This is a genomic window from Nocardia sp. NBC_01377, from assembly GCF_045040005.1.
GTDB classification, from domain to species: Bacteria; Actinomycetota; Actinomycetes; order Mycobacteriales; family Mycobacteriaceae; genus Nocardia; species Nocardia noduli.
This window is the reverse complement of record NZ_CP109566.1, coordinates 1,982,917-2,009,504: the sequence shown is the minus strand read 5'-3', so window position 1 is coordinate 2,009,504 and position 26,588 is coordinate 1,982,917. Positions and strand designations below refer to the sequence as shown.

The 26,588-nt window shown below is 68.1% G+C and carries 23 protein-coding genes; 11 read left to right on the top strand and 12 right to left on the bottom strand.

Translation table 11 applies throughout. From position 1 onward, the window contains the following. The first annotated feature begins 136 nt into the window (after positions 1–136). Entirely contained in the window at positions 137–1,069 is a 933-nt protein-coding gene (locus tag OG225_RS09040; RefSeq protein WP_405181259.1) for a DUF5995 family protein, read from the top strand. A gap of 20 nt (positions 1,070–1,089) precedes the next feature. Here the strand turns inward: OG225_RS09040 and OG225_RS09035 are convergent, their stop codons facing one another. Beyond that, complete coding sequence (locus OG225_RS09035; protein ID WP_405183534.1) at positions 1,090–1,416, bottom strand: hypothetical protein; 327 nt, start codon at positions 1,414–1,416, stop codon at positions 1,090–1,092. Between OG225_RS09035 and OG225_RS09030 the strand changes: the two genes are divergently transcribed. Beyond that, on the top strand, positions 1,325–2,401 hold the full coding sequence (locus tag OG225_RS09030) for a PQQ-dependent sugar dehydrogenase (protein WP_405183221.1): 1,077 nt from the start codon (positions 1,325–1,327) through the stop codon (positions 2,399–2,401). The genes OG225_RS09035 and OG225_RS09030 overlap by 92 nt on opposite strands. On the opposite strand, the gene OG225_RS09025 is transcribed toward OG225_RS09030, so the two are convergent. The 4 genes from OG225_RS09025 to OG225_RS09010 all read right to left on the bottom strand — a co-directional run bounded on the left by OG225_RS09025 (position 2,402) and on the right by OG225_RS09010 (position 6,441). Next, a complete protein-coding gene (locus tag OG225_RS09025; protein WP_405181258.1) occupies positions 2,402–3,148 on the bottom strand; it encodes a ferritin-like domain-containing protein in 747 nt (248 codons plus the stop codon). 149 nt (positions 3,149–3,297) lie between these two features. Further along, entirely contained in the window at positions 3,298–4,137 is an 840-nt protein-coding gene (locus OG225_RS09020) for a mycofactocin-coupled SDR family oxidoreductase (protein ID WP_405181257.1), read from the bottom strand. 119 nt (positions 4,138–4,256) lie between these two features. Further along, a complete protein-coding gene (locus OG225_RS09015; protein ID WP_405181256.1) occupies positions 4,257–5,813 on the bottom strand; it encodes a phytoene desaturase family protein in 1,557 nt (518 codons plus the stop codon). Between the two features lie 73 nt (positions 5,814–5,886). After that, positions 5,887–6,441 (bottom strand): hypothetical protein, encoded by a 555-nt coding sequence (locus OG225_RS09010; protein ID WP_405181255.1) that lies wholly within the window; start codon positions 6,439–6,441, stop codon positions 5,887–5,889. Positions 6,442–6,589: 148 nt separating this feature from the next. Between OG225_RS09010 and OG225_RS09005 the strand changes: the two genes are divergently transcribed. The 6 genes from OG225_RS09005 (at position 6,590) to OG225_RS08980 (ending at position 15,114) form a co-directional block, all read left to right on the top strand. Continuing rightward, positions 6,590–7,087, top strand: coding sequence for a hypothetical protein (locus OG225_RS09005; RefSeq protein WP_405181254.1), 498 nt, complete (start codon positions 6,590–6,592; stop codon positions 7,085–7,087). Then, positions 7,087–8,463 (top strand): hypothetical protein, encoded by a 1,377-nt coding sequence (locus OG225_RS09000; protein ID WP_405181253.1) that lies wholly within the window; start codon positions 7,087–7,089, stop codon positions 8,461–8,463. Before OG225_RS09005 ends, OG225_RS09000 begins: the two co-directional genes overlap by 1 nt. After that, positions 8,460–9,830 (top strand): vWA domain-containing protein, encoded by a 1,371-nt coding sequence (locus OG225_RS08995; RefSeq protein ID WP_405181252.1) that lies wholly within the window; start codon positions 8,460–8,462, stop codon positions 9,828–9,830. Before OG225_RS09000 ends, OG225_RS08995 begins: the two co-directional genes overlap by 4 nt. A 14-nt stretch (positions 9,831–9,844) precedes the next feature. After that, positions 9,845–10,960, top strand: a complete 1,116-nt coding sequence (locus OG225_RS08990; RefSeq protein ID WP_405181251.1) for an AAA family ATPase — start codon at positions 9,845–9,847, stop codon at positions 10,958–10,960. After that, positions 10,957–13,755 carry a DUF5682 family protein gene (locus OG225_RS08985; protein ID WP_405181250.1) on the top strand — a complete coding sequence of 933 codons (2,799 nt, stop codon included), beginning with the start codon at positions 10,957–10,959 and terminating at the stop codon, positions 13,753–13,755. Before OG225_RS08990 ends, OG225_RS08985 begins: the two co-directional genes overlap by 4 nt. A 213-nt stretch (positions 13,756–13,968) precedes the next feature. Next, positions 13,969–15,114, top strand: coding sequence for a BTAD domain-containing putative transcriptional regulator (locus tag OG225_RS08980; protein ID WP_216906244.1), 1,146 nt, complete (start codon positions 13,969–13,971; stop codon positions 15,112–15,114). Positions 15,115–15,129: 15 nt separating this feature from the next. Here OG225_RS08980 and OG225_RS08975 read toward each other — a convergent pair whose 3' ends face one another. From OG225_RS08975 to fabG, 4 genes are all read right to left on the bottom strand, one after another. Then, positions 15,130–17,745, bottom strand: coding sequence for a protein kinase domain-containing protein (locus tag OG225_RS08975; RefSeq protein WP_405181249.1), 2,616 nt, complete (start codon positions 17,743–17,745; stop codon positions 15,130–15,132). A gap of 123 nt (positions 17,746–17,868) precedes the next feature. Continuing rightward, positions 17,869–18,321: a hypothetical protein gene (locus OG225_RS08970; RefSeq protein ID WP_405181248.1), complete on the bottom strand. Its 453-nt coding sequence runs from the start codon at positions 18,319–18,321 to the stop codon at positions 17,869–17,871. Positions 18,322–18,504: 183 nt separating this feature from the next. Beyond that, entirely contained in the window at positions 18,505–18,957 is a 453-nt protein-coding gene (locus OG225_RS08965) for a MaoC family dehydratase (protein WP_405181247.1), read from the bottom strand. A gap of 19 nt (positions 18,958–18,976) precedes the next feature. Beyond that, the gene (fabG, locus tag OG225_RS08960) at positions 18,977–19,732 is read right to left on the bottom strand and encodes a 3-oxoacyl-ACP reductase FabG (RefSeq protein ID WP_405181246.1); all 756 of its coding nucleotides are present in this window, start codon (positions 19,730–19,732) and stop codon (positions 18,977–18,979) included. 148 nt (positions 19,733–19,880) lie between these two features. Between fabG and OG225_RS08955 the strand changes: the two genes are divergently transcribed. Further along, positions 19,881–20,489: a QsdR family transcriptional regulator gene (locus tag OG225_RS08955; RefSeq protein ID WP_405181245.1), complete on the top strand. Its 609-nt coding sequence runs from the start codon at positions 19,881–19,883 to the stop codon at positions 20,487–20,489. A gap of 6 nt (positions 20,490–20,495) precedes the next feature. Here the strand turns inward: OG225_RS08955 and OG225_RS08950 are convergent, their stop codons facing one another. The 3 genes from OG225_RS08950 to OG225_RS08940 all read right to left on the bottom strand — a co-directional run bounded on the left by OG225_RS08950 (position 20,496) and on the right by OG225_RS08940 (position 24,675). Then, entirely contained in the window at positions 20,496–21,455 is a 960-nt protein-coding gene (locus tag OG225_RS08950; RefSeq protein WP_405181244.1) for an acyl-ACP desaturase, read from the bottom strand. A 179-nt stretch (positions 21,456–21,634) separates the two neighbouring features. Beyond that, entirely contained in the window at positions 21,635–22,297 is a 663-nt protein-coding gene (locus tag OG225_RS08945; protein WP_405181243.1) for a lactate utilization protein C, read from the bottom strand. Positions 22,298–22,455: 158 nt separating this feature from the next. Further along, positions 22,456–24,675 carry an ATP-dependent Clp protease ATP-binding subunit gene (locus tag OG225_RS08940; RefSeq protein ID WP_405181242.1) on the bottom strand — a complete coding sequence of 740 codons (2,220 nt, stop codon included), beginning with the start codon at positions 24,673–24,675 and terminating at the stop codon, positions 22,456–22,458. A 335-nt stretch (positions 24,676–25,010) separates the two neighbouring features. Between OG225_RS08940 and OG225_RS08935 the strand changes: the two genes are divergently transcribed. Both OG225_RS08935 and OG225_RS08930 read left to right on the top strand, forming a co-directional pair. Beyond that, entirely contained in the window at positions 25,011–25,736 is a 726-nt protein-coding gene (locus OG225_RS08935) for a uracil-DNA glycosylase (RefSeq protein WP_405181241.1), read from the top strand. Between the two features lie 194 nt (positions 25,737–25,930). Beyond that, positions 25,931–26,485 carry an Lrp/AsnC family transcriptional regulator gene (locus OG225_RS08930; protein WP_405181240.1) on the top strand — a complete coding sequence of 185 codons (555 nt, stop codon included), beginning with the start codon at positions 25,931–25,933 and terminating at the stop codon, positions 26,483–26,485. The last annotated feature ends 103 nt before the right edge of the window (positions 26,486–26,588 follow it).

Here is a 26,588-nt window from a genome sequence, read left to right as displayed (position 1 = left end):
CACGTCATCGCTGACGTGCTCGGGGCCGTGATCTTCGATAGGCTCCTACGCGGCCGGACCGTGCGATCACTCGAGGTGTCCGGTCTCCGCGCATCGGCAACCCCGCATCACCCCGACGAGTGCACTCGGAGCCGCGATGACGAACGACCGCAACGCAATTCAGCTCGAATGTGGCGAACGGACGGTGGCCGTCGGGCTGCGGACGGGGATGCTCGTGGTGCTGGTCGCGGTGCTGGTGGCGCTCGGGTCTCCAGTCGTCGCGGCCGCACCGTTCGACCGGGCCTGCGGCTCCGCACTGGGGCGCGACGAGGTCGAGACGATCGTCGAGCTGTCCGATACCGACGCACTGCGCGGGTCGTCGATGGAGCGGCTCGAGCGGGCGGTGGAGAATCATCGGCGAATCGCCGAGATCTTCGTGCGCCATCGCGATCGGCGTGGTCGGTTCCCGTTGGGGCTCGACGCCGTGGAACGGGCGGCGGTGATGCCGCTTCAGCGTTCGTCCGGGGTTTTCGACGATCCGGAGTGGGCGCATCGGATCAGTCTGGAATTGCTTTCGCGGTTTCTCCGGAATGTGCACGCCGAATTCACCGGCGCGCCGGTGCAGGCGCAGTGGGCGCGCTATTTCGAGCTCACCCGGCAGTGCGAACTGCCGCCAGCGCAGGTCGCGATGGCGGGATACAACGCGCACCTGAGTGTCGATCTGTCGTATTCCGTTGCGGCCGTGCGTGGTACACCCGCGAACGCGGCGGACTATTTCCGTATCGTTGACGTCATCGCGCAGCAGGGACAACTGATCGTGGCGGAGACCGAGCGGGTGTACGGCGGGAATCTCGGTCCGCTGTGGCGGTTCTACTTTCTCGGTGAAGGACTCGATGCCGTATTCGGGGCCGGGGTGGGCAGCGGCGCGCTGCTCCGGCTCGCCGACGCGGGCGCGAACGTGGTGATCTTCGCCAACGGGCTCGCCCTGCAAGATCCCGTTCTCGCACCCGCCGCCGCAGCGGAGATCGACGCGCTGTGGCGGGCGGCCGATGCCGCGTTCGGTGTGCTCGCGGGGATCGGCGGCCTGTAGTCCGGCACGCACCGTCTGCGTCACCCGGCGAAGCCGTGTCGGTCGGCGATTTCGGCCGTGGCGCCCGGCGGCGTGATCGCGGAGACGGTCGGCAGCGTCGCGCGGACGCGACCGTGGACGGATATCGTCGGGAAAGGCAACCACGACGGGATCGAGGCGACCGAGATGACGAGCCGGGACCGGCGCGCGGACACGGTTTCCCCGCGAGCGACGCTTCCACCTGCGACGACCATCGGATCGGCGACGCGGCGACGGGTGGCGATCGCGATCGTCGGTCTCGCGGTCGCGCTCACGGGTTGTTCGGACACACCGACCGCGCCCGACACCACGACGGTGGTGAGCAGCACGGCCCCCAGCGCACCGTCGGGCATCCCCGATCTCGGGACGGGCGAGGAAATCGCCCGGGATATCGACGTGCCGTGGGGGCTGGCATTCCTGCCCGATGGCGCGGCACTGGTGGCCGAGCGCGATTCGGGCCGGATTCTGCGTATCGCGCCGGGGCGCGCGCCGGAAGAGGTCTATCGGGTTCCCGGGGTGGTCGCCCGGGGCGAGGGCGGACTGCTCGGGTTGGCGGTTTCCCCCGACTATGCCGAAAACCGTTATGTATACGCGTATTTCACCGCAGCGTACGACAATCGTATCGTCCGCTTCCGGCTCGACGGGACACCCGAACCGGTGTTCACGGGAATCGCGAAGGCGGGCAATCACAATGGCGGTCGCATCGCCTTCGGTCCCGACGGCATGCTCTACGTCGGCACCGGTGATGCCGGGCAGACCGCGCGCTCGCAGGACCGGGACAGCCCGAACGGGAAGATTCTGCGCCTGACTCCCGAAGGTGTTCCCGCACCGGACAATCCGATCGCTGGGTCACCGGTGTTCAGCCTGGGACACCGCAATGTGCAGGGCCTGGCCTGGGACCGGTCGGGACGTCTGTTCGCCGCGGAATTCGGACAGAACCGGCTCGACGAGATCAACCTGATCCGGCCCGGCGCGAACTACGGCTGGCCCGCGGTGGAGGGCGGGGGCGGCGGCGAACGGGGCTATGTCGACCCGGAACTGACCTGGTCGACCTCCGAGGCGTCTCCGTCGGGGATCGCCATCGCGGGCGACACCCTGTACGTCGCGGCGTTGCGCGGTGAACGGCTCTGGACCGCGACGATCACCGGCGACGGACTCGTCGACCCGCGCGACCTGTTACGGGACAGCTACGGACGCTTGCGGACGGTGAACGTCGCCCCGGACGGCGCGCTCTGGCTCATCACCTCGAATACCGATGGACGCGGCGATGTCCGCGAGGGAGACGACCGGATCCTGCGATTCCCGGCGCGATGATCAGCGCACGGCCCGACCGAACGGTGAGATGACCGTCGGCGCGATGGTCCGGAAGAGGCCGAGCACCTGCCGCACGAAATCTCCACGACGGCAACCGAACTCGCGAAGCGCGGGCCCGTGATCGTAGGCGACCACGATCGTGGCGCCGAAGAGGACCGTCGACCACGCCGACAGCGCCACCCATCGCACGGCTCGGGAACTCGTCGCGAAGTCCGCGCGCAGGCGTTGGCAGTGGAACGGGATGTGGCGTTTCTCCTCGCTGAGGATCAACGCGGCGACCTGCGTGGTCAGCGGATCGGACGTTCCGCCGCGCAGCAGGCGGTAGTACTGGAGTGCGACGACTTCCGCGACCATCAGCACCATCAACTCGAGCCGGAGACCGAGCGCCCTGCGCAGCCGGGTGAACACGATATCGGTCCAGTGATTCGCGATGGTCGGAGCGCCTGCCGAGCGGAGCAGCAGTCCCAGCAGACGGGCGTGATTGCGTTCCTCCGCGATGAACAGCTCTGCCGCCGCGGCGTATTCGGTGTCTCCCGCACGGCCCGCCTTGGCGATCAGATTCGCGCCGTCGCCGCTCTCACCGACCTGGAACCGTTGGATACTGCGGATCACCGCGGGATCCAGACGCGCGCCACGGGGCCAATCCGGGTCACCGACCGTGCCGCGCGCGATCGCCTTCGCCTCGAATTCCCGCGTCCACCGCGCGAAATCGACGGTCTCTCCCCTACCGAGCAACAAACTCTCCATGGGCGCAACCCTAGGAAGTCGATGTGCTTGGAACCTGGTCGAATTGTGGAGATCTCGAGCAGGCGGGCACGGACACGAGAACGGGCCGCCCACCGTCCATAGCGGCAAGCAGCCCGAATGTCGCGGCGTACTTCGCGAGGGTACTGCTCCTACTTGAGGGTGCTGCCCGCGTCCACCGTCATCTGCAAACCCGTGATGTAACGAGCCTCCTCCGACGCCAGGAACAACACCGCGTTACTGATATCGACCGGCTCCACCCACCCGATCGGCAACACATGCATGAACTGCGCCACCGGCAACATATCCTCCGGACCCGGCGACTCCAGATCAGGACGGAACAACTTCATCGTCCCCTCGTTCATGAACATCGGCGTATTCACATTCGTCGGATGCACCGAATTCACCCGAATCGAATGCTGACCCAACTCCACCGCGAACGTCTTCATCAACCCCACCACACCATGCTTGGCCGCGATGTAATGACCCGTATTCGGATACGCCTTGATACCACCCACCGAACTGGTCAGAATGATCGAACCACCCCTACCCGCCGACAACAGATGCGACACACCCACCTTCACCGACTTCCACACACCCGCCAGATTGATATCGATCATCGAAGACCAATCGGCCTCACTCAACTGATCCAACGTCTGACCACCATTACCGATACCGGCATTGGCCACGATGATATCGAGCCCACCCAACTCCTCGACACCACCGGCCACAGCAGCCGACAACGCGTCGAAATCACGCACATCGACCTGCGCGGTCACGACCCGACAACCCTGCGCCTTCACCAACTCCGCCGTCTCGGCCAAATCCTCCGGCGTCGACGACGGAATCAAATCCGTACCACTGACCGACGCACACACATCCACCGCGATGACATCCGCGCCCTCCTGCGCCAAACGCACCGCATGACTACGACCCTGACCACGCGCCGCACCCGTGATGAAGGCGACCTTGCCCTCTACCCGCCCACTCAAAGATCCACCTCGTTGGTCGCGGCTCGAACACGACGGTGTCCGATGTCCTGTCGCCGACAAATACTGATCGACTGCTCAGCAACTGTTGCACCGGCGACGCGACATTGTCAACGGCCTCCTCAGCGGCCGGATTCGGATTCCAGAACGGCCATCGCCGCGTTGTGTCCGGGAATACCACTGACTCCACCGCCGCGCACCGCGCCCGCGCCGCACAGCAGGATCTTCTCGTGTCCCGACGCCACACCCCAGCGGGCGGCGGCGTCGGCGGCGTCCTCGGTGCGGAAGGGAAACGCCAGATCCCGATGGAAGATGTGGCCGCCCGGCAGGCCGATATCGCGCTCCAGGTCGAGCGGGGATTTCGCTTCCAGGCAGGGGTTGCCGTCGGCATCGGTGGCGAGGCAATCGGTGATCGGTTCCGCGAGTACGGCATTCAACTGCGCCAGGGTGGCGTCGACCAGCGCGGACTTCGCGGCTTCCCGGTCGTCGGCGAAGAGACCGGCGGGGGTGTGCAGGCCGAACAGGGTCAGGGTGTGCATGCCGCGCGCGGCGGCGTCGCCGGTCAGGATCGAGGGATCGGTCAGTGTGTGGCAATAGATCTCCGAGGGCGGCGCGGACGGCAGGGCGCCGCTCGCGGCCTCGCGGTAGGCACGCTCGAGTTGTTCGTAGGATTCGGCGATGTGGAAGGTGCCCGCGAAGGCGTCGGCGGGATCGACCGCGGCGTCGCGCAGCCGAGGCAGCCGGTGCACCACCATATTGATCTTCAGTTGCGCGCCCTCGGGTTTGGTCGGCAGGGGTTCGCCGAGCAATCGTGACAGGTCGTAGGGCGAGGCATTGACCAGGACGTATCCCGCGCCCACCGTGCCGCCGACGTGGCGGACCTCGGAAGTGACACCGTCGGTGTCGATCCCGGTCACCTCGTGTCCGGTGACGATCTCCGCACCCGCCGTGCGCGCCGCCGAGGCCAGGGCGTCGGTGAGCGCGCCCATGCCGCCGACGGGCACATCCCAGTCGCCGGTTCCGCCACCGATGACGTGATACAGGAAACAGCGGTTCTGGCGCAGCGACGGGTCATGGGCGTGGGTGAACGTGCCGATCAGGGCATCGGTCAGTATTACGCCCCGCACGGTGTCGTCGGCGAAGCGGTCTTCGATGCTCTCGCCGAGAGGTCGTTCGAAGACGGCGTCCCAGGTGCGCCGGTCGTCGACCAGGCTCCGCAGACGTTCGCGGGACGGCAGCGGTTCGGTCAAGGTCGGGAAGACGCGTTGCGCGAGTCGTCCCATCGCGCCGTAGAACTCGTGCCACGAGTCGTAGTCGCGCGTCGTACCGGTGAGCCGCGCGAAACTCTCCCCGGTTCGCGCCGCCGAGCCCGTGTCGACCAGCAGGCCGCCGGTGTCGACGGGGGTGTAGGAGGAGATCCGGCGGCGGCGGGTCTCGAATCGCAGTCCGAGATCGTCCACGATCCGGCGCGGCAGCAGACTCACCAGGTAGGAGTACCGCGACACGCGCGCGTCGACTCCCGCGAAGGGACGTGCCGACACCGCGGCGCCACCGGTGTGATCCTGGCGTTCGAGCACCAGGACCGAACGGCCGGCGCGCGCGAGATAGGCCGCGGCGACCAGACCGTTGTGGCCGCCGCCGACCACCACCACGTCGTAGGCGGAACGTGTCGTTGTCATCGGTCCTCGATATCACGCGGCGCGCGCCGAGGTGAGCCGACGCGCCACGGCCCGGACGCCACGGCGGCGGGGGCTACCCCACCGTCCCGCAGAGGTACCGCGCGCGACGGCCGATCAGACCGAGCGCGTGTTCGTGGACCTCGCGCGCGTATTCCCACAGATTCGGCCAGTCGAGCAGGGCCACAGCGCAATTGGTCTTGGCGAAGGAGGCGTTGGTGAGATCCCAGTCGCCCGCGAGCGCGGTGTACTCGCAGGACCCGCAGGTTTCGAAGGGTTCGGCACCGTACATCCAGTCCTCTTCGTCCCAGCCGTCGAGCGGGGTACGGCAGCGCGGGCAGACCGGCGCGGTCGCCTTGTCCCAGGCACAGGCGAAATCGAAGCCGAGCATGGGGGTGATCAGATGCCGGTCCGGCACCTCGGTGGCCCGGCCGACATTGCGCACCGCCTCGGCCATCAGATCCGCCAGCGCGCCGTGATCGACCGGATGCCCGGGAACGATCAGGAAACCGTGCTCGGACTCGGCCGTGGACACCTCCCGGCACCCGAGGAAATAGCGCACCGTCTCGCGCACCCGTCGCACCGCGGCGGTGTCGGATTCGCCGAGTGCAAAGTAGTACTGCAAGAACACCGTGCTGAGCGTAGCAGTCGGCACCGACAATCGCTGACCGAACGAAAGCCACTGTCGGACAACACTACCCGTGGATGATGAGGCGATGCGAACTTGTCGGTGCCCTCCCGTAGGTTGATCACCATGATGAGGAACGGGAGGGAAGCGAATGGATTCGGATGAGCGCGAACGGGAGCGCGCGTCGGTGGTGCGGATGCTGCCCGCGGTCGCTCCGCGCAAACTCGCGAAGGTCCCCTTCGTGGAGCTTGCCGACGGGCGGTTGCAGGGTGTGGTGTCCAGCGGATCCGATATCGCACGGGTCTACGTCTCGTCGATCTCGGCACGCGACCACGGACTCAGTTGCAGTACCAACAACAATCGGCCGTGCGGCGGTCTGCGCGGATCGTATCCGTGCAAACATATCTCCGCGCTGGTCAGCGAGGCGATAGTGCAGTACGGCATCGACCAGGTCGCCCGGTATCTGCGGGTGGAGGTCCCCGAGGACGGCCATCTGATCGGTGCGCTGAACCCGGTGCACGAGCCCGCGCCCGCGGCGGTCGTCTTCAGCCGGTTCCTGCGCCACCTGGCCTACCTGGAATTCCCCGGCAGCACCGCGCCGATTCCGGAGTTGCAGTGGTTCCCGGCCACCACGGGGGTGACGCGCTGATGCTCGGTGTACAGATTGCCTCGCTGACCGAGATCCCCACCGGTGTGGCCGATGTCGTGGATATCGTCACCGGTATCGATACCGCGCTCGTCAACGGGTTCGGACGCCTCGGCGACCAGGACGCGGGCGCGCTGGCGGCGCTGGCGGCGGCGGTGAGCGGTTCGCCGCTCGGCCCCGCGGTCGCCGACGCGGTGGGCAAACTGGGTGCGGGCTCCATCGGGCCCGAGGACCTGTCCGCGGTGGCGGCGGGACGCGCCGCGCTGCTCGGCGCGGTCCACGACGCGCTGGCCGAGCGGTTCGACTCGGCGCTGGGGCGAACCCGATCCCCTTGGGACACCGCCGATCAGCTCACCCCGCCCGACGATCTCGTCCTCGGGTGCCGGTCCTGGTTGCAGGAGGTGGCGATCACGGGGTGGCGCGGGGTCGACCACGACCTGGTCGCCGCCGCCGATCGGACCGTCGAAGCGCTGTGGGCCCACCCCGCGCTGCGGCGTCTCGCCGTCCTGCTGGACGGATTCACCGCGGAGCTGCGCGCCGCGTGCCCCGTCGCCACCCTGGACACGCTGCCCACTCGGCGCTGGGCCGATCTGTGGACTCGGGCGCTGCTGTCGACCTGGCGTCGCACCGAGGCGCTGCCCGCGCGCACCGTCTCCGGGCGTCTGCTGATCCTCGGCGCCGATATCCACGAACACGGCACCGCCGTGCAAGCACAGGTCCACTGCGTGCTCGAAACCGGTGACGGGCCCGCCCGGCGCGTACGGGTGAGCGTCGGCGCGGCCAAGGTCGACACGATCGTCGGCCCGGCGATCTGGGAACTGCTCGGCGATCACCCGCAACTCCTGCGCGCGCTGGCCGAACACCGCAGCCTCGTGGTCGCCGATCTGCCGATCACCGCGGGCGGGGATCTGCTGTGGCACGACGACAGGGCCGCACTCGACGCCCCCGCCGATCCGTTCACCACCGCGCGTGTCGCGCTGGCGGAGGCGATCGGTCCCGCGGTGGCGCCGCTCGAACGCGATCCGGTCCATCTGTCCGAACCCGTTCTGCTGGAAGGCTATCGGGTCAAGGACGGGGCGGTGGAACTGGACGGCCACCGCCTGGCCCTCGACCTCGAGCTGCTGCCCGGCTGCGGACCGCTCACCCCGGCGATCGTGACGAGTTCCACGGCATGTGTCGGTCTGGTGCGCTGGGACGCGGGGCGCTGGATCCTGCGGCCGCTCGCGGTGCGGCGCACCGTCAAGGGCGCGGCCGTCGATGCGCACAACGGGGACTGGGCACTCGGTCCGACCGACCCGAAAGCGGTGAAGGCGCTGGCAAAATCCGGTGATTCGGTCGCGGTACTGCGGGAACGAGCGGGACGGTTGCTGCGGAAATGAACGATATCGGTCAATCCACGCACGAAACCCGGCGCCAGATTCTCTACTGGCGTCTGCTGGCCCGGATATTCGACAACGAGCCGCAGTCGACGCTCGAGTCGGCCAGCGTCGCGATCGTCGACGATCTCGGACTTCCCGCGGCACTGCTCGATCCCGGTATCGCGATCGACACCGTGCTACAGCGGTTTCCCGAGCTCACCGGGGATCTGGAAACGCTGCGCACCGAGATCACGCCGCGTCGGCACGGTTCCGCCGCCGAGGAGTCGTCCGCGCCCAGCGAGGAGATCCAGGAGCCCACGGGCAGCGACGAGCCGGAACCGGTGGCGACCGACGAGGTTCGCAATGCCGCGCTGATCTCGAAACTGCTGCTCAACGTGTTCGCCACGGGTTCGGGCAATGTCAGCGCGACCCAGCTCTCGGGCTGGCAGCGCGACGCGGGCTGGCTGCGCGGCGCCCTCGGCGCCGGTGCGGATCCCGAGATGCGCGCGGTACTCGCCGGTCTCGAGGGCGATCTGGTGGCCAGGATGCGGTTGCGCGAAGTGCTCGCCGACCCGCGACTGGCCGCGCAACTCACTCCGAGCATGTCGTTGATCGAGCAGTTGCTGCGAGACAAGGCCAATCTGTCCGGCGTCGCGCTCTCCAACGCCAAGGCGCTGATCCGCAAATTCGTCGATCAGGTGGCCGAGGTGCTGCGCACGCAGGTGCAGCAGAGTTCGGCGGGCACGATCGACCGCTCGGTGCCGCCGAAGCGGATCCTGCGCAATCTCGATGTGGATCGCACGATCTGGAAGAACCTGACCAACTGGAACCCGCAGGACGAACGTCTGTACGTGGACCGGCTGTTCTACCGCCAGACCGCGAAACGGACCGTGCCCGCGAAGATGATCGTGGTGGTCGACCAATCCGGGTCGATGGTCGACTCGATGGTCAACTGCACCATCCTGGCCTCGATCTTCGCCGGCCTGCCGAAGGTCGACGTGCACCTGATCGCCTACGACACCCGCGCCCTGGATCTGACACCGTGGGTGCACGATCCGTTCGAAGTGCTGCTGCGCACCAAACTAGGCGGCGGCAACGACGGGCCGGTCGCGATGGCGATGGCCCAGCCTAAGATCAGCGATCCGGCCAACACCGTGATGGTGTGGATCTCGGACTTCTACGAGTTCGACCGGTCGCAACCGCTGTTCGAGAGCATGCAGGCGGTGTACCGCAGCGGCGTCAAATTCATTCCCGTCGGATCGGTGAACAGCTCGGGCCACCAGAGCGTCAATCCCTGGTTCCGCGAGCGATTCAAGGCCATGGGCACCCCCGTGATCTCGGGCCGCATCCAGAAACTCGTCAACGAACTCAAGAACTTTCTCGACTAGGAGATCTCCCCACCATGACCGACACCGCTCTGCGCGCACCCGCCGAAGTCAAGTACGCCGAGGAATTGGACTGGCTGGAATCGATCGATGACGGACCGAAACCGTTCGCGTGGCGACTGAGCCCGAAAATGGTGCGGCTGTTCGTACTCGGCTCCGAGCGCGCCGACGGACTCGACCGCACGATCGACCAGAAATGGTTCGGCGACCGCAGTTTCGTGGAACGCAGCATCGTCACCCTGGCCTCGGACCGCGGTCTGCTGCTGATCGGCGACCCGGGCACCGGCAAGAGCTGGCTGGCCGAATTGCTCTCCGCCGCGATCAGCCGCAATTCGACCCTGGTCGTACAGGGCACCGCGGGCACCACCGAGGACCACATCAAGTACTCGTGGAACATCTCGATGGTCATCGCCAAGGGGCAGTCCAGGGAGTCGATGATCCCGTCCCCCATCATGACCGCGATGGAACAGGGCGTCATCGGCCGCTTCGAGGAATTGACGCGTTCGACCAGCGCTGTGCAGGACGCGTTGATCTCGATCCTGTCGGAGAAATACGTCTCCATCCCCGAACTGGACGACGACAATATCGTCTTCGCGCAGCCGGGATTCTCCATCATCGCCACCGCGAACAGTCGCGACCGGGGTGTGAACGATCTGTCGTCGGCGTTGAAGCGCCGCTTCAATTTCGTCCGCATCCCCGTGGTCACGAACAAGCGCAGCGAAGCCGAGATCGTGCGGTTCCGGACGGCGGAACTGCTGCGCCGTCATCAGATCGAATTGGAATTGCCGCCGACGCTGCTCGATATCCTGCTGGAGAGTTTCGCCGATCTGCGCGCGGCGTCCGCCGCGGCCGGAAGCGACGACGAGAAACTGGAATCGGCGCTGTCGACGGCCGAGCAGATCGGTGTGCTCGAGGACGCGATCCTGCACAGTCAGTTCTTCGGCGACACCACCCTCGGCGCGCACACCCTGGCCGGTTCGCTGGTCGGGTCGCTGGCCAGGCGCACACCCGAGGATCTCGCCATCCTGAACAAGTTCTGGCACGGCGTGGTCGAGCCGCGCAGCAAGGAAATCGGCGGCGACTGGTCGCAATTCCTCGAAGGCGGCCGTGACGCCATCGCGAGGCTCTCGTGAGCACGTTCTCTCCGCTGCGCGAGCAGCTCACCGAGGCCGCGACGCGATTCGCGGCCGAACCGGGGGTCGTCGCCGATATCCTCGCCGGCATCGTCGACGATGTCGACCGGGCGTTGCGCGAGGAGTTGGAGATCTTCCCGGTCTGCCATCACTCGCCCGCCTCGGCGCTGGCCATGGTGCGTCGGCTGCACGACAAGCAGCCCAAGGTCATCTACCTGGAGTTGTGTGAGGATCTGCGCCCGATCCTGGAGGAATTGCGCAACTGCACCCTGCCGGTCGCGTTGCAGGCCTGGGCCGGGGAGCCCGACGGCTTCCCGGCCACGTGGGCCCCGCTCTCGGTGGTCGCGCCGATCACCGAGGCCTCGGCCGAATACCAGGCCATCGCCTACGCGCTGAACACCCCGGGCGTCGAACTGGTGCTGGTCGACCGGTCGACCGACCACGTCTTCCAGTGGTCACCCACCACCGAGCGGGATCCGGCCGACGGCGGCGAGACCGAGGAAGCCCTGCACGGTGACGCGGTGGGGATCGAGATCGGTGATCTGCGACCGCATTTCGCCGAACTCGAGGAACATCTGCTGCACCACGGCAAGGTGCGGCACTGGTCGGAATGGTGGGATCAGTACGTCGAACAGCCGCTGGCAGGCGCCGATTACGACACCTACCGGCAGGTCATGGTGCTGATCGGCAGCCTGTTCCGTCGCCTGCGCCGTACCGGAACCGATCACGACGAGGACCGCGAACGCTATATGTGGACGCGGATGCGCGAGCATCTCGCGGCCACCGGATCCGATCCCGCACGGTGTCTCTACGTGTGCGGGGCGTTTCACGCGGCCAGTCACGTCGAACAATTCGGACTCGCCGCCGACGCGCCCTACGAGATCACCCCGCGCTCGGCGACCGTCTGGCAGTACGGGCTGATCCCGTCGAGCCATTCCGCGATCGAGGAACAGTTCGGGCTGGCGGCCGGTTCGGTGTCGATCGCCGCCGCCACTTGGGCCAAGGGGGTCCGGCGCGGCAAGTTGCGGCCGTTCGCGCTGAAAGGGCAGCAGACCGCGAAAGCCGCGTCGGCGCGCAAGACGAAGGCGATCGCACGGTCCGAGTCGCCAGCTGTCGCCGACCAGCTCTCCGGTTTCCTCTCCCGCCCACCGCGATTGGACGATCTGGACGAGTCCGAGTTGCTGGAGTGGTCGGTCGACATCGTGCGGCTCGCGCGGCGCAACGGCTACCTCGCCAGCACCGCCGACGCCATCGCGATCTTCGAGACCTCGATCCTGTTGGCGGGCATGCGCAATCGGGCGCGCCCGACACCGTACGACTTCCAGGACGCGGCGATCACCTGTATCGAGAAGGATCACGTCCCCGGTCGCCGTGACGTGCGCAGGCTGTGCGAGATCCTGCTCGGCGGCGACCGGATCGGACAGGTCGGCTACGCGGCGCTGCCGCCGCTCGCGCAGAACGTCTTCGATCGGCTGAAGCCGGTCGGTGTCGTACCGACCGATCGCGGGGTGCGCCGCACCCTGCTCGACCTGGAATCCGATCCGCTGCTGCGGCCGTGTTCGGATCTGCTGTGGATGCTGCGCAGGCTGCTGCCCGCGGGCGCGGCCCGGCCCATCATGGGCACGCGGGAACTCGGCGAACGCTCCATCCAGGAGAGCTGGGATCTCGCGCTCGGCAAGTACCAGCGCGATCTGGTGCAACTCGGGTACGAGGGCGTCACCATCGAACAGGTACTGGAGCAGCGCCTGCGCCGGACGGTCAACGATCCGGACGCGACGGCCGCCGGGGCGCTGGCCGCGGTGGAGGACGCACTGGTATACCTCGGCTCGGCGCGACTGGCCGACGAACTCGGCGCTCGCGCGGTCGAATTGCTCGCCGCGGAACGGTCGGTGGACGAAGCGCCCGAGGTGCTGCGCCGAATCCGGCTGCTGCTCAACTATTTCCGCTCGACAAGTGCCGGTCTGCCGCAATGGTGCGGCACCTTCGTCACCGCGGGCTACGCGCACTACTGCACCCTGCTCCCCACCGCGTTCACCGACGACGAGACCGGTGTCAGGCCCGTCGCCGCCATGCTCGGATTCCTGTTCGGCATGGAGAATCTGGCGCTGTCGCTCGGCTGCGATCACACCCAGTTGGAACTGGCCGTCCGCCAGTCCCATCCCGAGGCGCCCGCCAAGGTCGCGCTGCTGTGGGCCACTCGCCTGCAATTGGGTCTGCTCACCCAGGCCGAACTGCGCGCCCGCTGCGACGACATGCTCGCGAATCCGCTCGTCGTCCCAGCGTTCCCGCAGTACCTCAGCGGATTCGTCCAGGCCATGGACCCGGTGCCGACGCTGAAACCCTTCATCGTCGAGTTGCTGTCCAAGGCATTCGGTCGTCTACCGGATTCGGTGCTGCTGCCCTGGCTGCCGAAACTGATCACCACCCTGCGCGGTCAGGCCGCCGAACTGATTCCCGCCCTGACCAGGGAAGCGGGCCGCACCTTCCCCGGCGAACGCGGTGCCGTCGAATCCTGGACACCGCCGTGGGCGAAGACCGCGTCCGTCGCCCCGGCCGCCGTGGTCGTCGCCTCGGGCGGCCCGGCGGGCGATCTGCTGCGTGCGCATCCCAGCGCCTGCGACGCCCTCGCCGGGCTTCTCGGGCACGAGGACGGATGGCAGGAACTCACACCCGGCCCGAACCGCTCGGTCACGGCATTGCTGGAACGGCACCCGCGGGCGGCGGCAGCGTTGGCGGCGATGCTCCCGGGTGAGGCGTCGGCTGCCGGATTGTCGGTGGCCACTGCCGCGAGCTGATCCGTCCTTTCGCGCGTGGGGCCGTTCGGACGTCGCCTGCCGGATTGTCGGTAGCGTCTGCCGCGGTTGATCCACCCCTCGCGCGTGAGCCCGTTCGGTGGAAGGCGCTCCGGCCGCGCATATACGATTGGTTCGCCGCAGGTCGGGGCAGCGCGGATACGGTGACGCTGTCGTGCCGGGTTGCCGGACGGACCGCGTCGGGAGGAGTTCGGCATGGCTGATGTACGGGCGCAATTCGGCGTGCTCGGGCCGGTGGAACTCACCATCGATGGGGAGGTCCGGGCGACCGGGGGGCCGAAACAGCGCGCGGCACTGGCCTATCTGGTGATCAACGCGAACCGTCCGGTGTCGGTGGACGCGCTCGCGCACGCGGTGTGGGAGGAGAATCCGCCGCCGGATGTGCGGGTCGGCCTGCACACCATCGTGTCGAATCTGCGGAAACCGTTTCGCGACGCGGGTATCGACGCTCGCTCGGTCCTCTCGCAGGTCGGTGGAGGTTATCGCCTCTCGGTGGCCGACGACGGATGCGACGTCCACCGGTTCCGGGCACGTAAGGAAGCCGGTGTCCGGGCGCTGGCGGCGGGCCGTTTCCGGGCGGCGAGCGAATCGCTGTCCAGCGCGCTGGGGCAGTGGCGCGGGGCGGTGCTGGGGGATCTGCGCGGACTCGCCTTCGCCGACGCCTACGCCGCCGCGTTGGAGGACGACCGGATGAGCGTGATCGAGGCCCGCGCCGAAGCCGATATCGCGCAGGGCCGCGCGAGCGCGGTGGTCTCGGAACTCTCGCACCTGGTGGGGGCGCACCCGCTGCGAGAACCGTTGTGGCAGCAGCTGATCACCGCGCTCTACATCGACGGCAGGCAGTCCGACGCGCTGGACGCCGTCCGGCGGTTGCGCACGACGCTGGCCGACGAACTCGGCATCGATCCCAGCCCGCCCCTGCGGGAACTCGAGGAACGCATCCTGCGTCAGGAACCGCTGACCGCACACGCGGCGGGCACCGCGTCGGCGACCCGAATGACCACGATCGTCGACCAGAAACCGGGTGACCATCTCGCGGTGCTCCGCGACGACGCGGGCAACGACTACCCGGTCCGTGAACGTTTCACCAGGATCGGGCGGCTGCGGGACAACGACATCGCCCTGGACGACGGCAGGGTCAGCCGCCATCACGCGGTGGTCGTCGACACGGGTCTGGCCTACGTCGTCAAGGACCTGCTGTCCTCCAACGGCGTTTTCGTCGACGGTGTCCGCGTGATCGACAGCATGGCGCTCGTCGACGGGGCCGTCCTCCGGATCGGTGACAGCGAACTGGTGTTCGCACTGGTACCGCGCGCGCCGATGAGGCCACCGGGCGTCTAGGTTCGTGACGGCCCGCTAGCCGAATCCGCGCTGGAACCAGGCGAGCAGGTCCGGCTCGGTCCTCGGCCCGTTCTCGGGATTGTCCTCGGACAGCGCGCACACCCCCACCATCATCGCGTGTTCGTCGTGTGCTCCGACCAGGCAGGTCCGGGCACCGGTTGCCGGGGGGCCGTCGACGTAACAGAAGATTCGGCCGACCGGGGCGGAGTCGGCGCGCCATACGCTGTCGGGGCCGGGTCCGCCGCCGCAGGCATGGCCAGCCAACTGGTTCAGGACGCCCTGATACATCCGCGTCGTGGACGCGCGATCCGGGAAGCCGAGGAACTGCGCCGAGGGAGATCCGAGCGGCGCACCGCACGCGACGGTGGCGTTCATCAGACCGACCGGAGGAGCGAGATGGCGGCAGGTGGCCGACGTATAGGGCGGTCCGACCCGGTCAAGCAGCGCGAGATCGGCGTCGGTGAACACATCTGGATCCGTTGCCGCGTCCCCGGTTCGGAATTGGAGCAGGCCCGCGCGTGCGGCGTAGTCGCGCAACGGCGTCGCGGCCCGATCGGGCCAGAAATAGTACGCGAGAGACAGTTCGGACTCGTTGGTCAGCGCCAGACCGGGTTTGGGCACCGACGGATCGTCGACGATATTGGTGAGGCAGGTTCGACGGCCGACTTCCTTGCCGTCGACCGGTGACGGAGCGTCACGCCCCGGCGGATCTACCGGGCAGGCGGTCGCGGCGAATCCGTCGAGGACAACCTCGCGGTAGTACTCGCGCAGCGCGTCGAGATCGCGGAATCGCAGGAAACGGGCGGTCGGCGCCGACACCGCCGGATTCGCGTCGCAGAAGACCACGGCGGTGGTCGTGGTGTCTGGGTCGAGATGCGCGCAGGTGGCGCGGCGATACCCGGCCCCCGGCAGGGCCGCGAGCAGATCGAGATCCGGTCCGCGCAGTGCCGTGCCGTCGGCGACGGCGGTGCCGCCGTCATCGCGACCGACCATCGACCAGGTACCGAGAAGTGTTGCGGCGATGAGGATTACCGCCGCGGTTACCGCGATGACGGGCCGTCTCCCCCGGAACCCGTCCCATCGCGACACATCGACGCGACCATCGCCGCCGCCGGTTTCGTCGGCGGCCCCGCCGACCTCTACGTCCGAGCCTGCGCCGTGCACGGGCGTGCCCGTGGGCGGTCCGGAATCGTCACCTGATCCCGCCCCCCGCTTCGGTGCCGAACCCGAATCCTGCGTCGGGGTGTGGCCCGGTGCAGAGGACGGTGGCGCGGCAGAGGCAGAGGCTGATTCCGACGATGCCGCCGGTGACGCTCCCGAGGCAGGCGATGCATTGTCACCAGAACCGGACCCGGTGCCCACACCGTGGCCGGACTGGGACGTCACTCCCCCATCCTCACCGAGTCCCGACACGCCTCGACCACCGTGGCCCACGGCTCCCGATCGCCCACCCTGACCGCCTCGCGCGCTGTGCCCGGATGCGTGCGTATCCGCTTCACCGCGCACGGTCTGCGACGACGTCTCATTACCGTCATCCGCGTGCGAAATCGCCTCGTCCGGGCTGGGACTCGGTGACTCATCGGCCGACCCGGCACCACCTGGATCCCACGCCCGACGCGCGCCCTTGTCCGACTCCGACCTCCCGACCGCACCCCTGTCGGACTCCGATCTCTCGGCCGACCGGGGCATCGACCCCGACGAGTACCGCCCCGGGGGCTGCGCGCGTTCGGTCGCCACCGGTCCGCTCACCGCGCCGCCCCTGGTCGGTTCCTCATCCACTTGCGCGGCGGTCGCGGTCCGCAGCGCGGCCTCGGCCGCGTCGGCCAGCTCACCCGCCGTGGCGTGACGATCCGAGGGATTCTTCGCCATTCCTCGGCCGATGACGGCGTCGAAACCGAGGGGTACGTCGCGGCGGATCATGCTCGGTCGTGGCGGGGGTTCGCCGAGGTGGGCGCGCATGACGGCGGCGTCGGTGCCGACCGGGAACGGGCGTGCCCCGGTGAGGCATTCGTAGAGCACGCAGGCGAGCGCGTAGACGTCGGCGCCTCGGGTGACCACGCGCGAGGTGAACCGTTCCGGGGCCATGTAGTGGAACGAGCCGACCGCGGCGCCGTCGGAGGTCAGTCCGGTGTCGGCGCTGGAATGCGCGATGCCGAAATCGACCAGGTAGGCGAAACCGCGTGTGGTGGTGAGGATGTTGTCGGGTTTGACGTCGCGGTGCACCAGTCCGTCGGCGTGCGCGGCGTCGAGCGCGGCGGCGATCTGCCCGATCAGGCCGACCGCGCGCGCGGGTGCCAGCGGCGCTTCGGCGCGCAGCACGGCGCGCAGATTGTCACCTTCGACCAGACGCATATCGATGAACAGGTGACCGTCGATCTCGCCGTAGTCGTGGATCGGGATGACGTGCGGTTCCTTGAGTCTGGCCGCGCTGTGGGATTCGCGGCGGAACCGCTCGCGGTAGATCGGGTCGTCGGCGAGTTGCTCGGGCAGCACCTTGATCGCGACGACCCGGTCGCGTTCGGTGTCGTACGCCTCGTAGACCTCGCCCATGCCACCGCGGCCGATCAGGCGATCCAATCGGTACGGGCCGAACCGTGATCCCACCGTGAGCGGCGGCTGCTCGGCCGTCATCTACCCCTCCGCGTGACAGGAACCACCCGTGCGTGCCGATCAACTGTAGAGCGCGCGGACACGTTCCGCAGACGTACCGACGTGCGGTGATCGGCTCTCATCGGTCGCGGCGTCGCACGCGAATCACACGACCAGGCAGGAGGTGCCGATGGGCATGCCGACCCCGACGTAGACGCTCACGCCGGGAACCTGACCGTCCTGCGGCGCCTGCACGGCGGTGAGGGTGTGCGGGCCGCGCGAGGTGGGAATCCAGGTCGCGAGCGCGACGCCGCCGGTCGGTGCGATGGTGGCGAGCGGAATTCCGTTGTCGTAGAGCGAGACCGGGGTGACGGCGTCGGTGAGGACGGCCTCGATCGTGTAGGAGCAGCCGGTGCCGTAATTGGTGAGCGGCCCGTAGTTGATATCGGGAAGTACCCCGATCCTGGTCACGGTGGCGGCGGCGTGCGGCGGCTGGAGCAATCCGCCGAGGACGCAGGCGAGGGCCGCGACACCGGTGACCGAGGCACGAAGGACCGGCGATCGGTAGTCGATCCCGGCTCGGTCGGTGCGGTGGCCCCTCGTGCGGTGGTCCCTCATGCGGTCCTCGTTCCGCGCCGCCCGTTTCCGCGCGGCGCACGCCGTGGTCCGCGCGCTACCGGCAGTCGATCGCACGCGAATCGTCCAGCAAGCCCTGTCCGGGGATAGGACATCCCCGCCCCGATCGTATCGGTTCGGGGCGGGTGCGGACCACGGGTCGCGCGGTGAGTCCGCGCCGGAAACTCAGCCCACCAGCACCGACAGCGTCTCGGCCACGCAGGCGGGCTTGGCGCCGCCCTCGATCTCGACGGTGACCCTGGCCGCCAACTGGGTGCCTGCCGGTGTGGTGGTCAGGCCGACCAGTTCCACGCTCGCGCGCACCCGGCTACCGACCGGCACCACGGAGACGAACCGCACCTTGTTGGAGCCGTAGTTGACCGCCATCTTCAGCCCGTCGACCCGATAGACCTGGGAGACCAGCATCGGAAGCAGCGACAACGTCAGATAGCCGTGCGCGATGGTGGTGCCGAACGGACCGCTCGCGGCCCGCTCCGGATCCACGTGGATCCACTGGTGGTCACCGGTCGCCTCGGCGAACAGATCGATCTGCTTCTGCGTGACGGTGTGCCATTCGCTGTAGCCGACATGGGTGTCGATCGCCGACTCGAGTTCGGCGATTCCGTTGAACGTACGCATTGTGTCTGGTTCCCCTGTATCAGTCGGTCGGTCCACCGGCGACATAGAGGACCTGTCCGGAAACGAATCCGGCGCCCTCGCTGACGAGGTAGGAGACGGCGTTGGCGATATCGGACGGCTGGCCGATGCGGGCCACCGGGATCTGCTGCACCAGACCGTCACGGAACTGCTCGAAGGTCACACCGAGTCGTTCGGCGGTCGCGTGGGTCATATCGGTCTCGATGAAACCGGGCGCGATGGCGTTGGCCGTCACGCCGAATTTGCCCAGTTCGATCGCCAGCGTCTTGGTGAAGCCCTGCAGGCCCGCCTTGGCCGCGGAGTAGTTGACCTGACCGCGATTGCCGAGCGCCGAGGTGCTCGACAGGTTGACCACGCGGCCCCATTTGGCCTCGGTCATGTATTTCTGCGTCGCCCGCGTCATCAGGAAGGAACCGCGCAGGTGCACGCCCATCACCGCGTCCCAGTCGGCGACGCTCATCTTGAACAGCAGGTTGTCCCTGGTGATGCCCGCATTGTTCACCAGTACGGTCGGTGCGCCGAGTTCGTCGGCGACGCGCTGGACCGCCGCGTCGACCGACGCCTCGTCGGAAACGTCGACGCCGACCGCGAGCGCCCGGCCGCCGGCCGCTTCGATATCGGCGACGACGGGTTTACCCGCCGCCTCCGCAAGATCGAGGATCGCGACGGCGAATCCGTCCTCGGCGAGTTTGCGGGCGGTGGCCGCGCCGATTCCGCGCGCGGCGCCGGTGACGATGGCGGTTCGGGTGTCACTCATGGAGACTCCTGGGGTCGAAGGGGGTCGAGACGACACTTCATAAAATACATCTTCATTTGGGCGTCTCTAACTGGCCGGTGGGTGTCGGACCGGAAAACTACCCGCACGTAGGTTCGATACACAGCAATTCAGCTGTACTATTCTCGCGGTGAGCACCTCCCAGCGGCATCCGTCCACACGTTCTCCCGGACGGCCGGCCTCCGCCACGCGGGAGCAGGTCCTCGACCTGACCCGCCGTTCGTTCCTCGCGGGCGAACGGGTGGACGTCCAAGCCATCGCGGCCGAACTCGGACTCAGTCGCGCCTCCATCTATCGCTGGTTCGGTTCCCGCGACGGACTGCTCGGCGCCATGCTGGTCGACGAACACCAGCGCATGCTCGACCGAGCCGACGTCAAACGGCGCACCCGCGGCGCGGCACGAGTGCTCGAAGTCTACGGCCGCCTCGTCCGGTGGGAATCGGATAACGAACCGTTCCGGCGGTACTTCGAACACGAACCCATGTCCGGCCTGCGCATCCTCACCGCGAGCGACGGTCCGGTGCAGCCGAAGATCGTTGCCGCGATAGAGGATTTGATCGGCAGGGCGATGACCGAGGACGGCTACCAGCCGTCGCTGGAGCCGTCCCTGCTCGCCTACTCGCTGGTCCGGCTCGGCGAGGCGTTCCTCTACAACGATCGCGCGGCAGGCATCCGCGGCGATGTCGATCGCCTGCGTCAGGTCGTCACGGTGCTGCTCGGCGTCACGCCGCTGGAGTGAGCGGAGTCAGGCGCGGGCCCGTTCCCGCGCCAGGGCACGATCGCGCTGCTCCTCGAAACGGGGCACGGCGACCCGCTCGAGATGGTCGAGATAGGCGGCGAGCCCGTCGCGCACCCGTTCGCCGCGCGCTCCGAAATCGCCGCGCTCGAAGATATTCCACTGCCTGAGCACCGGCCACAACACCTCTTCCAGATGCTGGCGCAGGTCGTACACGCCGTGTTTGGCCATCAGCACACCGTGGCGACGGAAATCGGGCATGCCTGCCCCCGGCATCCGGAAATTCTGGACGACCCGGTCGATCGCCTCGACGGCCTGATCCGGCGCGAGGTCGAGTGCCGCGCCGCACACGGTGCGGTAGAAGATCATGTGCAGGTTCTCGTCGGCGGCGATGCGCTGCAACATGCGGTCGGCGATCGGGTCCTCGCAGACGCGGCCGGTATTGCGGTGCGCGACCCGCGTCGCCAGTTCCTGGAACGAGACGTAGGCGACCGAATGCAGGAATCCGGCGCCGCTGTCGACCTCGACGTCGGTGGCGCCCGAGGCGAATCCGTCGGTCATATGCGCCATCCTGGCCCGTTCCAGCGCCACCGGGTCGACGCCCCGGGTCACCACCAGGTAGTCGCGGATGACGATGCTGTGGCGCATCTCCTCGGCGGTCCAGCGCCCGACCCAGGTGCCCCACGCCCCGTCCCTGGAGAAATTCCGCGAGATCTCCCGGTGATAGGAGGGCAGATTGTCCTCGGTGAGCAGATTGGTCACCATGGCGGCCTTGGCGACCTCACCGAGCGCGGATTGTTCCGGCTCCCAGTCCGTTCCGCCGAGCAGCGCGAAATTCCGCCCCGCGTCCCACGGCACGTAGTCGTGCGGTTGCCAGTCCTTGGCCAGCGCCAGATGCCGGTCAACGCAGGTCTCGGCGACCGGCTCCAACTCGCTGAGAATCTCACGCTGGGTCAGATCTCGTGCCAACGGATATCCCGCCTCTCTGTGACGTTCGGGGATTCGGCCGCGACGACCGGCCACCATGGCATCAGGACGGGCGTCGTCGCGATCAGGGCCGAAAGTCACCGGCGAACAGGACCAAGGACGTCACATGCGCGTCCCGTCGTCATCGAGACGGCCTGCGCCGGTCCGGTTCCCCGAGCGGTTCAGACCGCCGGGTCGATGATCAGCACGATGAGTTTTCTCGGCGCGGTGAGGACGCCCACCTCCCCGGACCGCGGATCGGCGGTGGCGGCGGGCCCGCCGAACCAGGTGATCGGGCGGCGATGGTCGAGCCGGTCGATCACCTCGGGCAGGGTCGCGCCGATCTGCTCGACCCGGACCACACACACGTGACATTCGGGCGCGAGGGTCGGTGCGCGCCGCCCCTGCCCCGCACTGCCGTCGAGGACGATGATCCCCGCGTCGGCCACCGCCGCGGCGCAGGTGGTGACGACCGCGTCGGCGCCGGACAGTTCCTCCTGGGGCAGGAACGGGCTGTCATCGATGACGCGGTGTCCGGTCGCGGACGACCACCGTGACAGCCAGTATTCGGGCAGCCCCTGCGGCGCCACCACCGATTTCACCCCGTGCGTCGCGAGGATATCGCACACCATATTCGGGATATCGGGCTCGATCAGGTGATACACCTGTCCGCCGTAGCGTTCGACGCGGTCGGAGAACAGGTCGGCCAGGGCGGTACGGTCGCCGTAGGTGGTGTCCGACGGGTGCCGCTGATGGGCCCGTGACATCGGCACGAGCCGTTCGTCATCGGGAAGATCGTGCAGCGCTTCCAGCAGACGGCGCAGCAGATCCTCGCGCGGATTCAACTCCGCCCGCCGTTCGCCTCGTCGCGAACGGCACCGCTTGTTCTACCCAATGCACAACTCCCCGAGCGATTTCCGTAGCGCCCGCCGGTTGCTCCACGATGGCATCGCGATGCCGGCGCACGACCCATCCGCGTCATCCGACCGACACACCGGGCGGTCTAGACCGACTTCTCGACCGGGTGCCCGCCGCCACCGTGCACGGCGGCGAGTTCCAGGCCGGTGTCGTCGGCGTCGACGTGGACGGTGTCACCGGAGGACAGCGCGCCGTCGAGCAACAGCCTCGACAATTTGTTGTCCAACTCCTTCTGCACGGTACGCCGAAGTGGGCGCGCGCCGAATTCCGGCTGGTAGCCGTGCTCGGCCAGCCAGTCCACGGCGGGTTCGGTGACGTCGAGTTCGATGTCCTGGGCGTGCAGCAGCCGTCGGGTGCCGTCGAGCACCAGATCGACGATGTGGTGGATCTGCTCCTGATCGAGGCGATGGAAGATGATGGTGTCGTCGATCCGGTTCAGGAATTCGGGGCGGAACCGCGTGCGCAGACGCTGGGTCAACTGCTCTTCGATCGCGCCGGGATCGGACGCGGACAGGATGAGATCGGAACCGATATTGCTGGTCAGTATGACGATCGTATTCTTGAAATCGACTGTGCGACCTCGAGAATCGGTGACCCGTCCGTCATCGAGCAGTTGCAGCAGCACATTGAACACATCCGGGTGCGCCTTCTCGATCTCGTCGAACAGGATCACCGAATACGGCCTGCGGCGCACCGCGTCGGTGAGCTGGGCGGCATCGTCGTAGCCGATATATCCGGGAGGCGCGCCCACCAGACGCGACACGGTGTGCTTCTCCTGGAATTCGCTCATATCGAATCGGATCAGCCGGTCCTCGTCGCCGAAGACGGCCTCGGCCAGCGCCTTCGCGAGCTCGGTCTTGCCGACACCGGTGGGTCCGAGGAACAGGAACGAGCCGATCGGGCGGTTCGGATCCTTCATCCCGGCCCGCGCGCGCCGCACCGCCTCGGCGACCGCGACGATCGCCTCGTCCTGCCCGACCACGCGTTTGTGCAGCGCGTCCTCGAGTCCGAGCAGGCGCTGACGTTCCTCGACGGTGAGATCCGCGACCGGTATGCCGGTGTGGCGTGACACCACCTCGGCGATATCGGTGACCGTCACCTCCGGCATCTCCCCCGCGCCGACGTCGGCGAGTGCCCCTTCCGCGTCGGCGATCTCGGTCTTCAGCGCGTTGGCCTTCTCGTAGTCCTCGGCCGCCACCGCGGCGTCCTTCTCCCGGTGCAGCCGTGCCAGTTCCTCCTCCGCCGAGCGCAGGTCCGGATCGGGGGTCCTGATCCGCAACCGGACCCGCGCGCCGGCCTGATCCATCAGATCGATGGCCTTGTCCGGCATGAAGCGGTCGGCGATGTAGCGATCCGACAGTTCGGCGGCGGCGACCAGCGCCTCGTCGGTGAAACGCACCTGGTGATGTTCCTCGTAGACGTCGACGAGTCCGCGCAGGATCTCCACCGTGTCCAGTACCGAGGGCTCCTTCACCAGCACGGGCTGGAAGCGGCGTTCCAGCGCGGCGTCCTTCTCGATGTGCTTGCGGTACTCGTCGATGGTCGTCGCGCCGACCACGTGCAGTTCGCCGCGGGCCAAGGCCGGTTTGAGCATATTCCCCGCGTCCATCGACCCCTCGGAGCCGCTGCCCGCGCCGACGATGGTGTGCAGTTCGTCGATGAAGACGATGAGTTCGTCGGAATGCGCGCGCACCTCGTCGAGGACCTTGGTGAGCCGTTCCTCGAATTCGCCCCGGTATTTGCTGCCCGCCACCAGCGAACCGATATCGAGGGCGACCACCCGGCGATCGGCCAGGGTGCCCGGCACGTCGCCGTTGACGATGCGCTGGGCGAGCCCTTCCACGATCGCGGTCTTCCCGACGCCGGGATCACCGATCAGCACCGGATTGTTCTTGCGCCGCCGCGACAGGATCTCCACCGTCTGCTCGATCTCCTCGGCCCGGCCGACCACCGGGTCGACCTTTCCGGCCCGCGCGTCGGCGGTGAGGTCGCGCCCGTATTCGTCCAGGGTCGGGGTCTGGCTCTGCACGCGGCCCGCCGCGGCCTGCTTCCTGCCGCCCGACAGCAGCACCTGCGCCGCCGGGCTGTCCGGCGAGGACGCGACGCCGAGCAGGATGTGCTCGGGGCCGATATAGCTGCTGCCCGCCTCGGCGGCGCTGCGCTGGGCGGCGCGCAGGGCGAGTTTGGCGGCCGGGCTCAGCGTGAGCGTTCCGTATCGATCCGCTGCACCGGTGGCTCGGCCGTCGAACCCGGTCCGAAGAAGCGCTGGAAGATATCGTCGAAGGAATTCATCGAACGGGGCCACGGGTCGGTCATGTCCACCTCGCTGCGTCGGCGGCACCGGATCGGCGCCCGGATCACGGAGGGGGCCGAATATTCGGAGACTTCGGCACCCACGGACTACTCGGTTGCACTGATTCGCGACATGGCCCCGCCCCTGCGGTGCGGCCACCACCGCAAACTACCGCCGTCCGACATTCAGTCGCAACCGGTCGGTTCCATCGCCGGCCCAGTAGCTCTCGACCGTGACAGCTTCGATACGCCCGCGCCGAGTCGTGACCCGCGCGGACGCCTACGCTGCAGAGATGATGCCGGGCACCGGGGTGACGATCCGACCGTCGGAGTGGAGCTGAACAGCCGATGTACCCGACCATGGCCGCCCTCGACGCCGCCGTCGCCGACTGCCGCGCGTGCCCGCGCCTGGTGGCATGGCGCGAACAGGTCGCGCGCGACAAACGCGCCGCGTTCCGCGACGAGACCTACTGGGGACGGCCCGTGCCCAGCTACGGACCCGACGACGCGCGCTTGCTCGTGGTCGGCCTCGCACCCGCCGCGCACGGCGGCAACCGCACCGGACGCATGTTCACCGGTGACCGCAGCGGCGACATGCTCTTCGCCGCCATGCACGCGGTCGGCCTGACCAACCAGCCGACCGCCGTGCACCGCGACGACGGTCTCCGCCTGCTCGGCGCCCGCGTCACCGCGCCGGTGCACTGCGCGCCACCCGACAACAAGCCGACCCCGGACGAGCGTGACCGGTGCCGCCACTGGCTGCGCACCGAACTGGAGTTGCTCGCGCCGACGGTCCGCTCGATCGTCGTCCTCGGCGGGTGGGGGTGGCGGGCGCTGATGCCCGTACTCGCGGACGCGAGGTGGATCGTGCCGCGCCCCCGGCCCGCGTTCGGGCACGGTGCGCGGGTCCTGCTCGCACCGGCCGACGCCGATCGCGCGCCGCTGCACCTGTTCGGCTCCTATCACGTGAGCCAGCAGAACACCTTCACCGGACGATTGACCCCGGCGATGCTGGAGGAGGTCTTCACCGCCGCCGCGGATGCCGCGGGGATAGCGACGGGCGAGCGCGCCTGATCCGAGGGCCGGACCGCGGTATCCCGGTTCGACGCGCCGCGCCGCGAACACGCACCGCCACGACACGGCAAAGGCGAACGGGCGCAACGACGCAACTTCGTCCGCGGCACGGCACAGCACCTTTGGGCGGCGCCGGATCCGACGACGAGGTCACCCGTATGCCGGAGGATCGCTCGCGCGGTATTCGGTACGGTATGCGGGTGCTCACAACCGGCGCGGTGCCCGCGTCCGAGGGCCACCGAAGCCCCCGTCGTCCTTCGGTGATCGAACGCCCCGCTACCCCGGCCCGACGCGGCGCCGCACCCCTCGACGATATCGACCGGGTTCTGCTCGACCAACTCGCGCGCGACGGCCGGATGACCAACAACGCCCTCGCCGCCGCCGCGGGTATCGCGCCGTCGACCTGCCTGGGCCGGGTGCGCGCGCTGGTCGAGCGCGGCGTCATCCGCGGTATCCACGCCGATATCGATCCGGCCGCGATGGGCCGTGGCCTGCAAGCCATGATCGCCGTTCGGTTGCACGGGAATTCACGCGCTCACCTCGCCGAATTCGGCCGCGAACTCGCCGCGCTCCCGGAAGTGCTCGACGTCTACCTCATCGCGGGCGCCGACGATTTCCTCATCCAGGTCGCGACCTCCGACACCGACGAACTGCGCAATTTCGTGCTGGCCGAGCTGAACAAGCGGGCCGCGGTGGCGTCGACGGAGACGATCCTGATCTTCGAGCACATACGTCCGAACGCGTTCTGACGATCGAACCGTCCATGATCCGGCAGTCGATTTCCGCGCATCAGGTCAGGCCGGACGTCCGCACGGCATCGACTACCGGGAATGAGCGCGTCGATGCCGCAGG

Bases quoted from the DNA above. Each gene is read 5' to 3' on its own strand.
- OG225_RS09005 (WP_405181254.1), top strand. From the start codon at position 6,590: ATGGATTCGGATGAGCGCGAACGGGAGCGCGCGTCGGTGGTGCGGATG.
- OG225_RS08990 (WP_405181251.1), top strand. From the start codon at position 9,845: ATGACCGACACCGCTCTGCGCGCACCCGCCGAAGTCAAGTACGCCGAG.
- OG225_RS08965 (WP_405181247.1), bottom strand. From the start codon at position 18,957: ATGCGTACGTTCAACGGAATCGCCGAACTCGAGTCGGCGATCGACACC.
- OG225_RS09000 (WP_405181253.1), top strand. From the start codon at position 7,087: ATGCTCGGTGTACAGATTGCCTCGCTGACCGAGATCCCCACCGGTGTG.
- OG225_RS08930 (WP_405181240.1), top strand. From the start codon at position 25,931: ATGCGGGTGCTCACAACCGGCGCGGTGCCCGCGTCCGAGGGCCACCGA.
- OG225_RS09040 (WP_405181259.1), top strand. From the start codon at position 137: ATGACGAACGACCGCAACGCAATTCAGCTCGAATGTGGCGAACGGACG.
- OG225_RS08995 (WP_405181252.1), top strand. From the start codon at position 8,460: ATGAACGATATCGGTCAATCCACGCACGAAACCCGGCGCCAGATTCTC.
- OG225_RS08975 (WP_405181249.1), bottom strand. From the start codon at position 17,745: ATGACGGCCGAGCAGCCGCCGCTCACGGTGGGATCACGGTTCGGCCCG.
- OG225_RS08935 (WP_405181241.1), top strand. From the start codon at position 25,011: ATGTACCCGACCATGGCCGCCCTCGACGCCGCCGTCGCCGACTGCCGC.
- OG225_RS08980 (WP_216906244.1), top strand. From the start codon at position 13,969: ATGGCTGATGTACGGGCGCAATTCGGCGTGCTCGGGCCGGTGGAACTC.
- fabG (WP_405181246.1), bottom strand. From the start codon at position 19,732: ATGAGTGACACCCGAACCGCCATCGTCACCGGCGCCGCGCGCGGAATC.
- OG225_RS09015 (WP_405181256.1), bottom strand. From the start codon at position 5,813: ATGACAACGACACGTTCCGCCTACGACGTGGTGGTGGTCGGCGGCGGC.
- OG225_RS09025 (WP_405181258.1), bottom strand. From the start codon at position 3,148: ATGGAGAGTTTGTTGCTCGGTAGGGGAGAGACCGTCGATTTCGCGCGG.
- OG225_RS08970 (WP_405181248.1), bottom strand. From the start codon at position 18,321: ATGAGGGACCACCGCACGAGGGGCCACCGCACCGACCGAGCCGGGATC.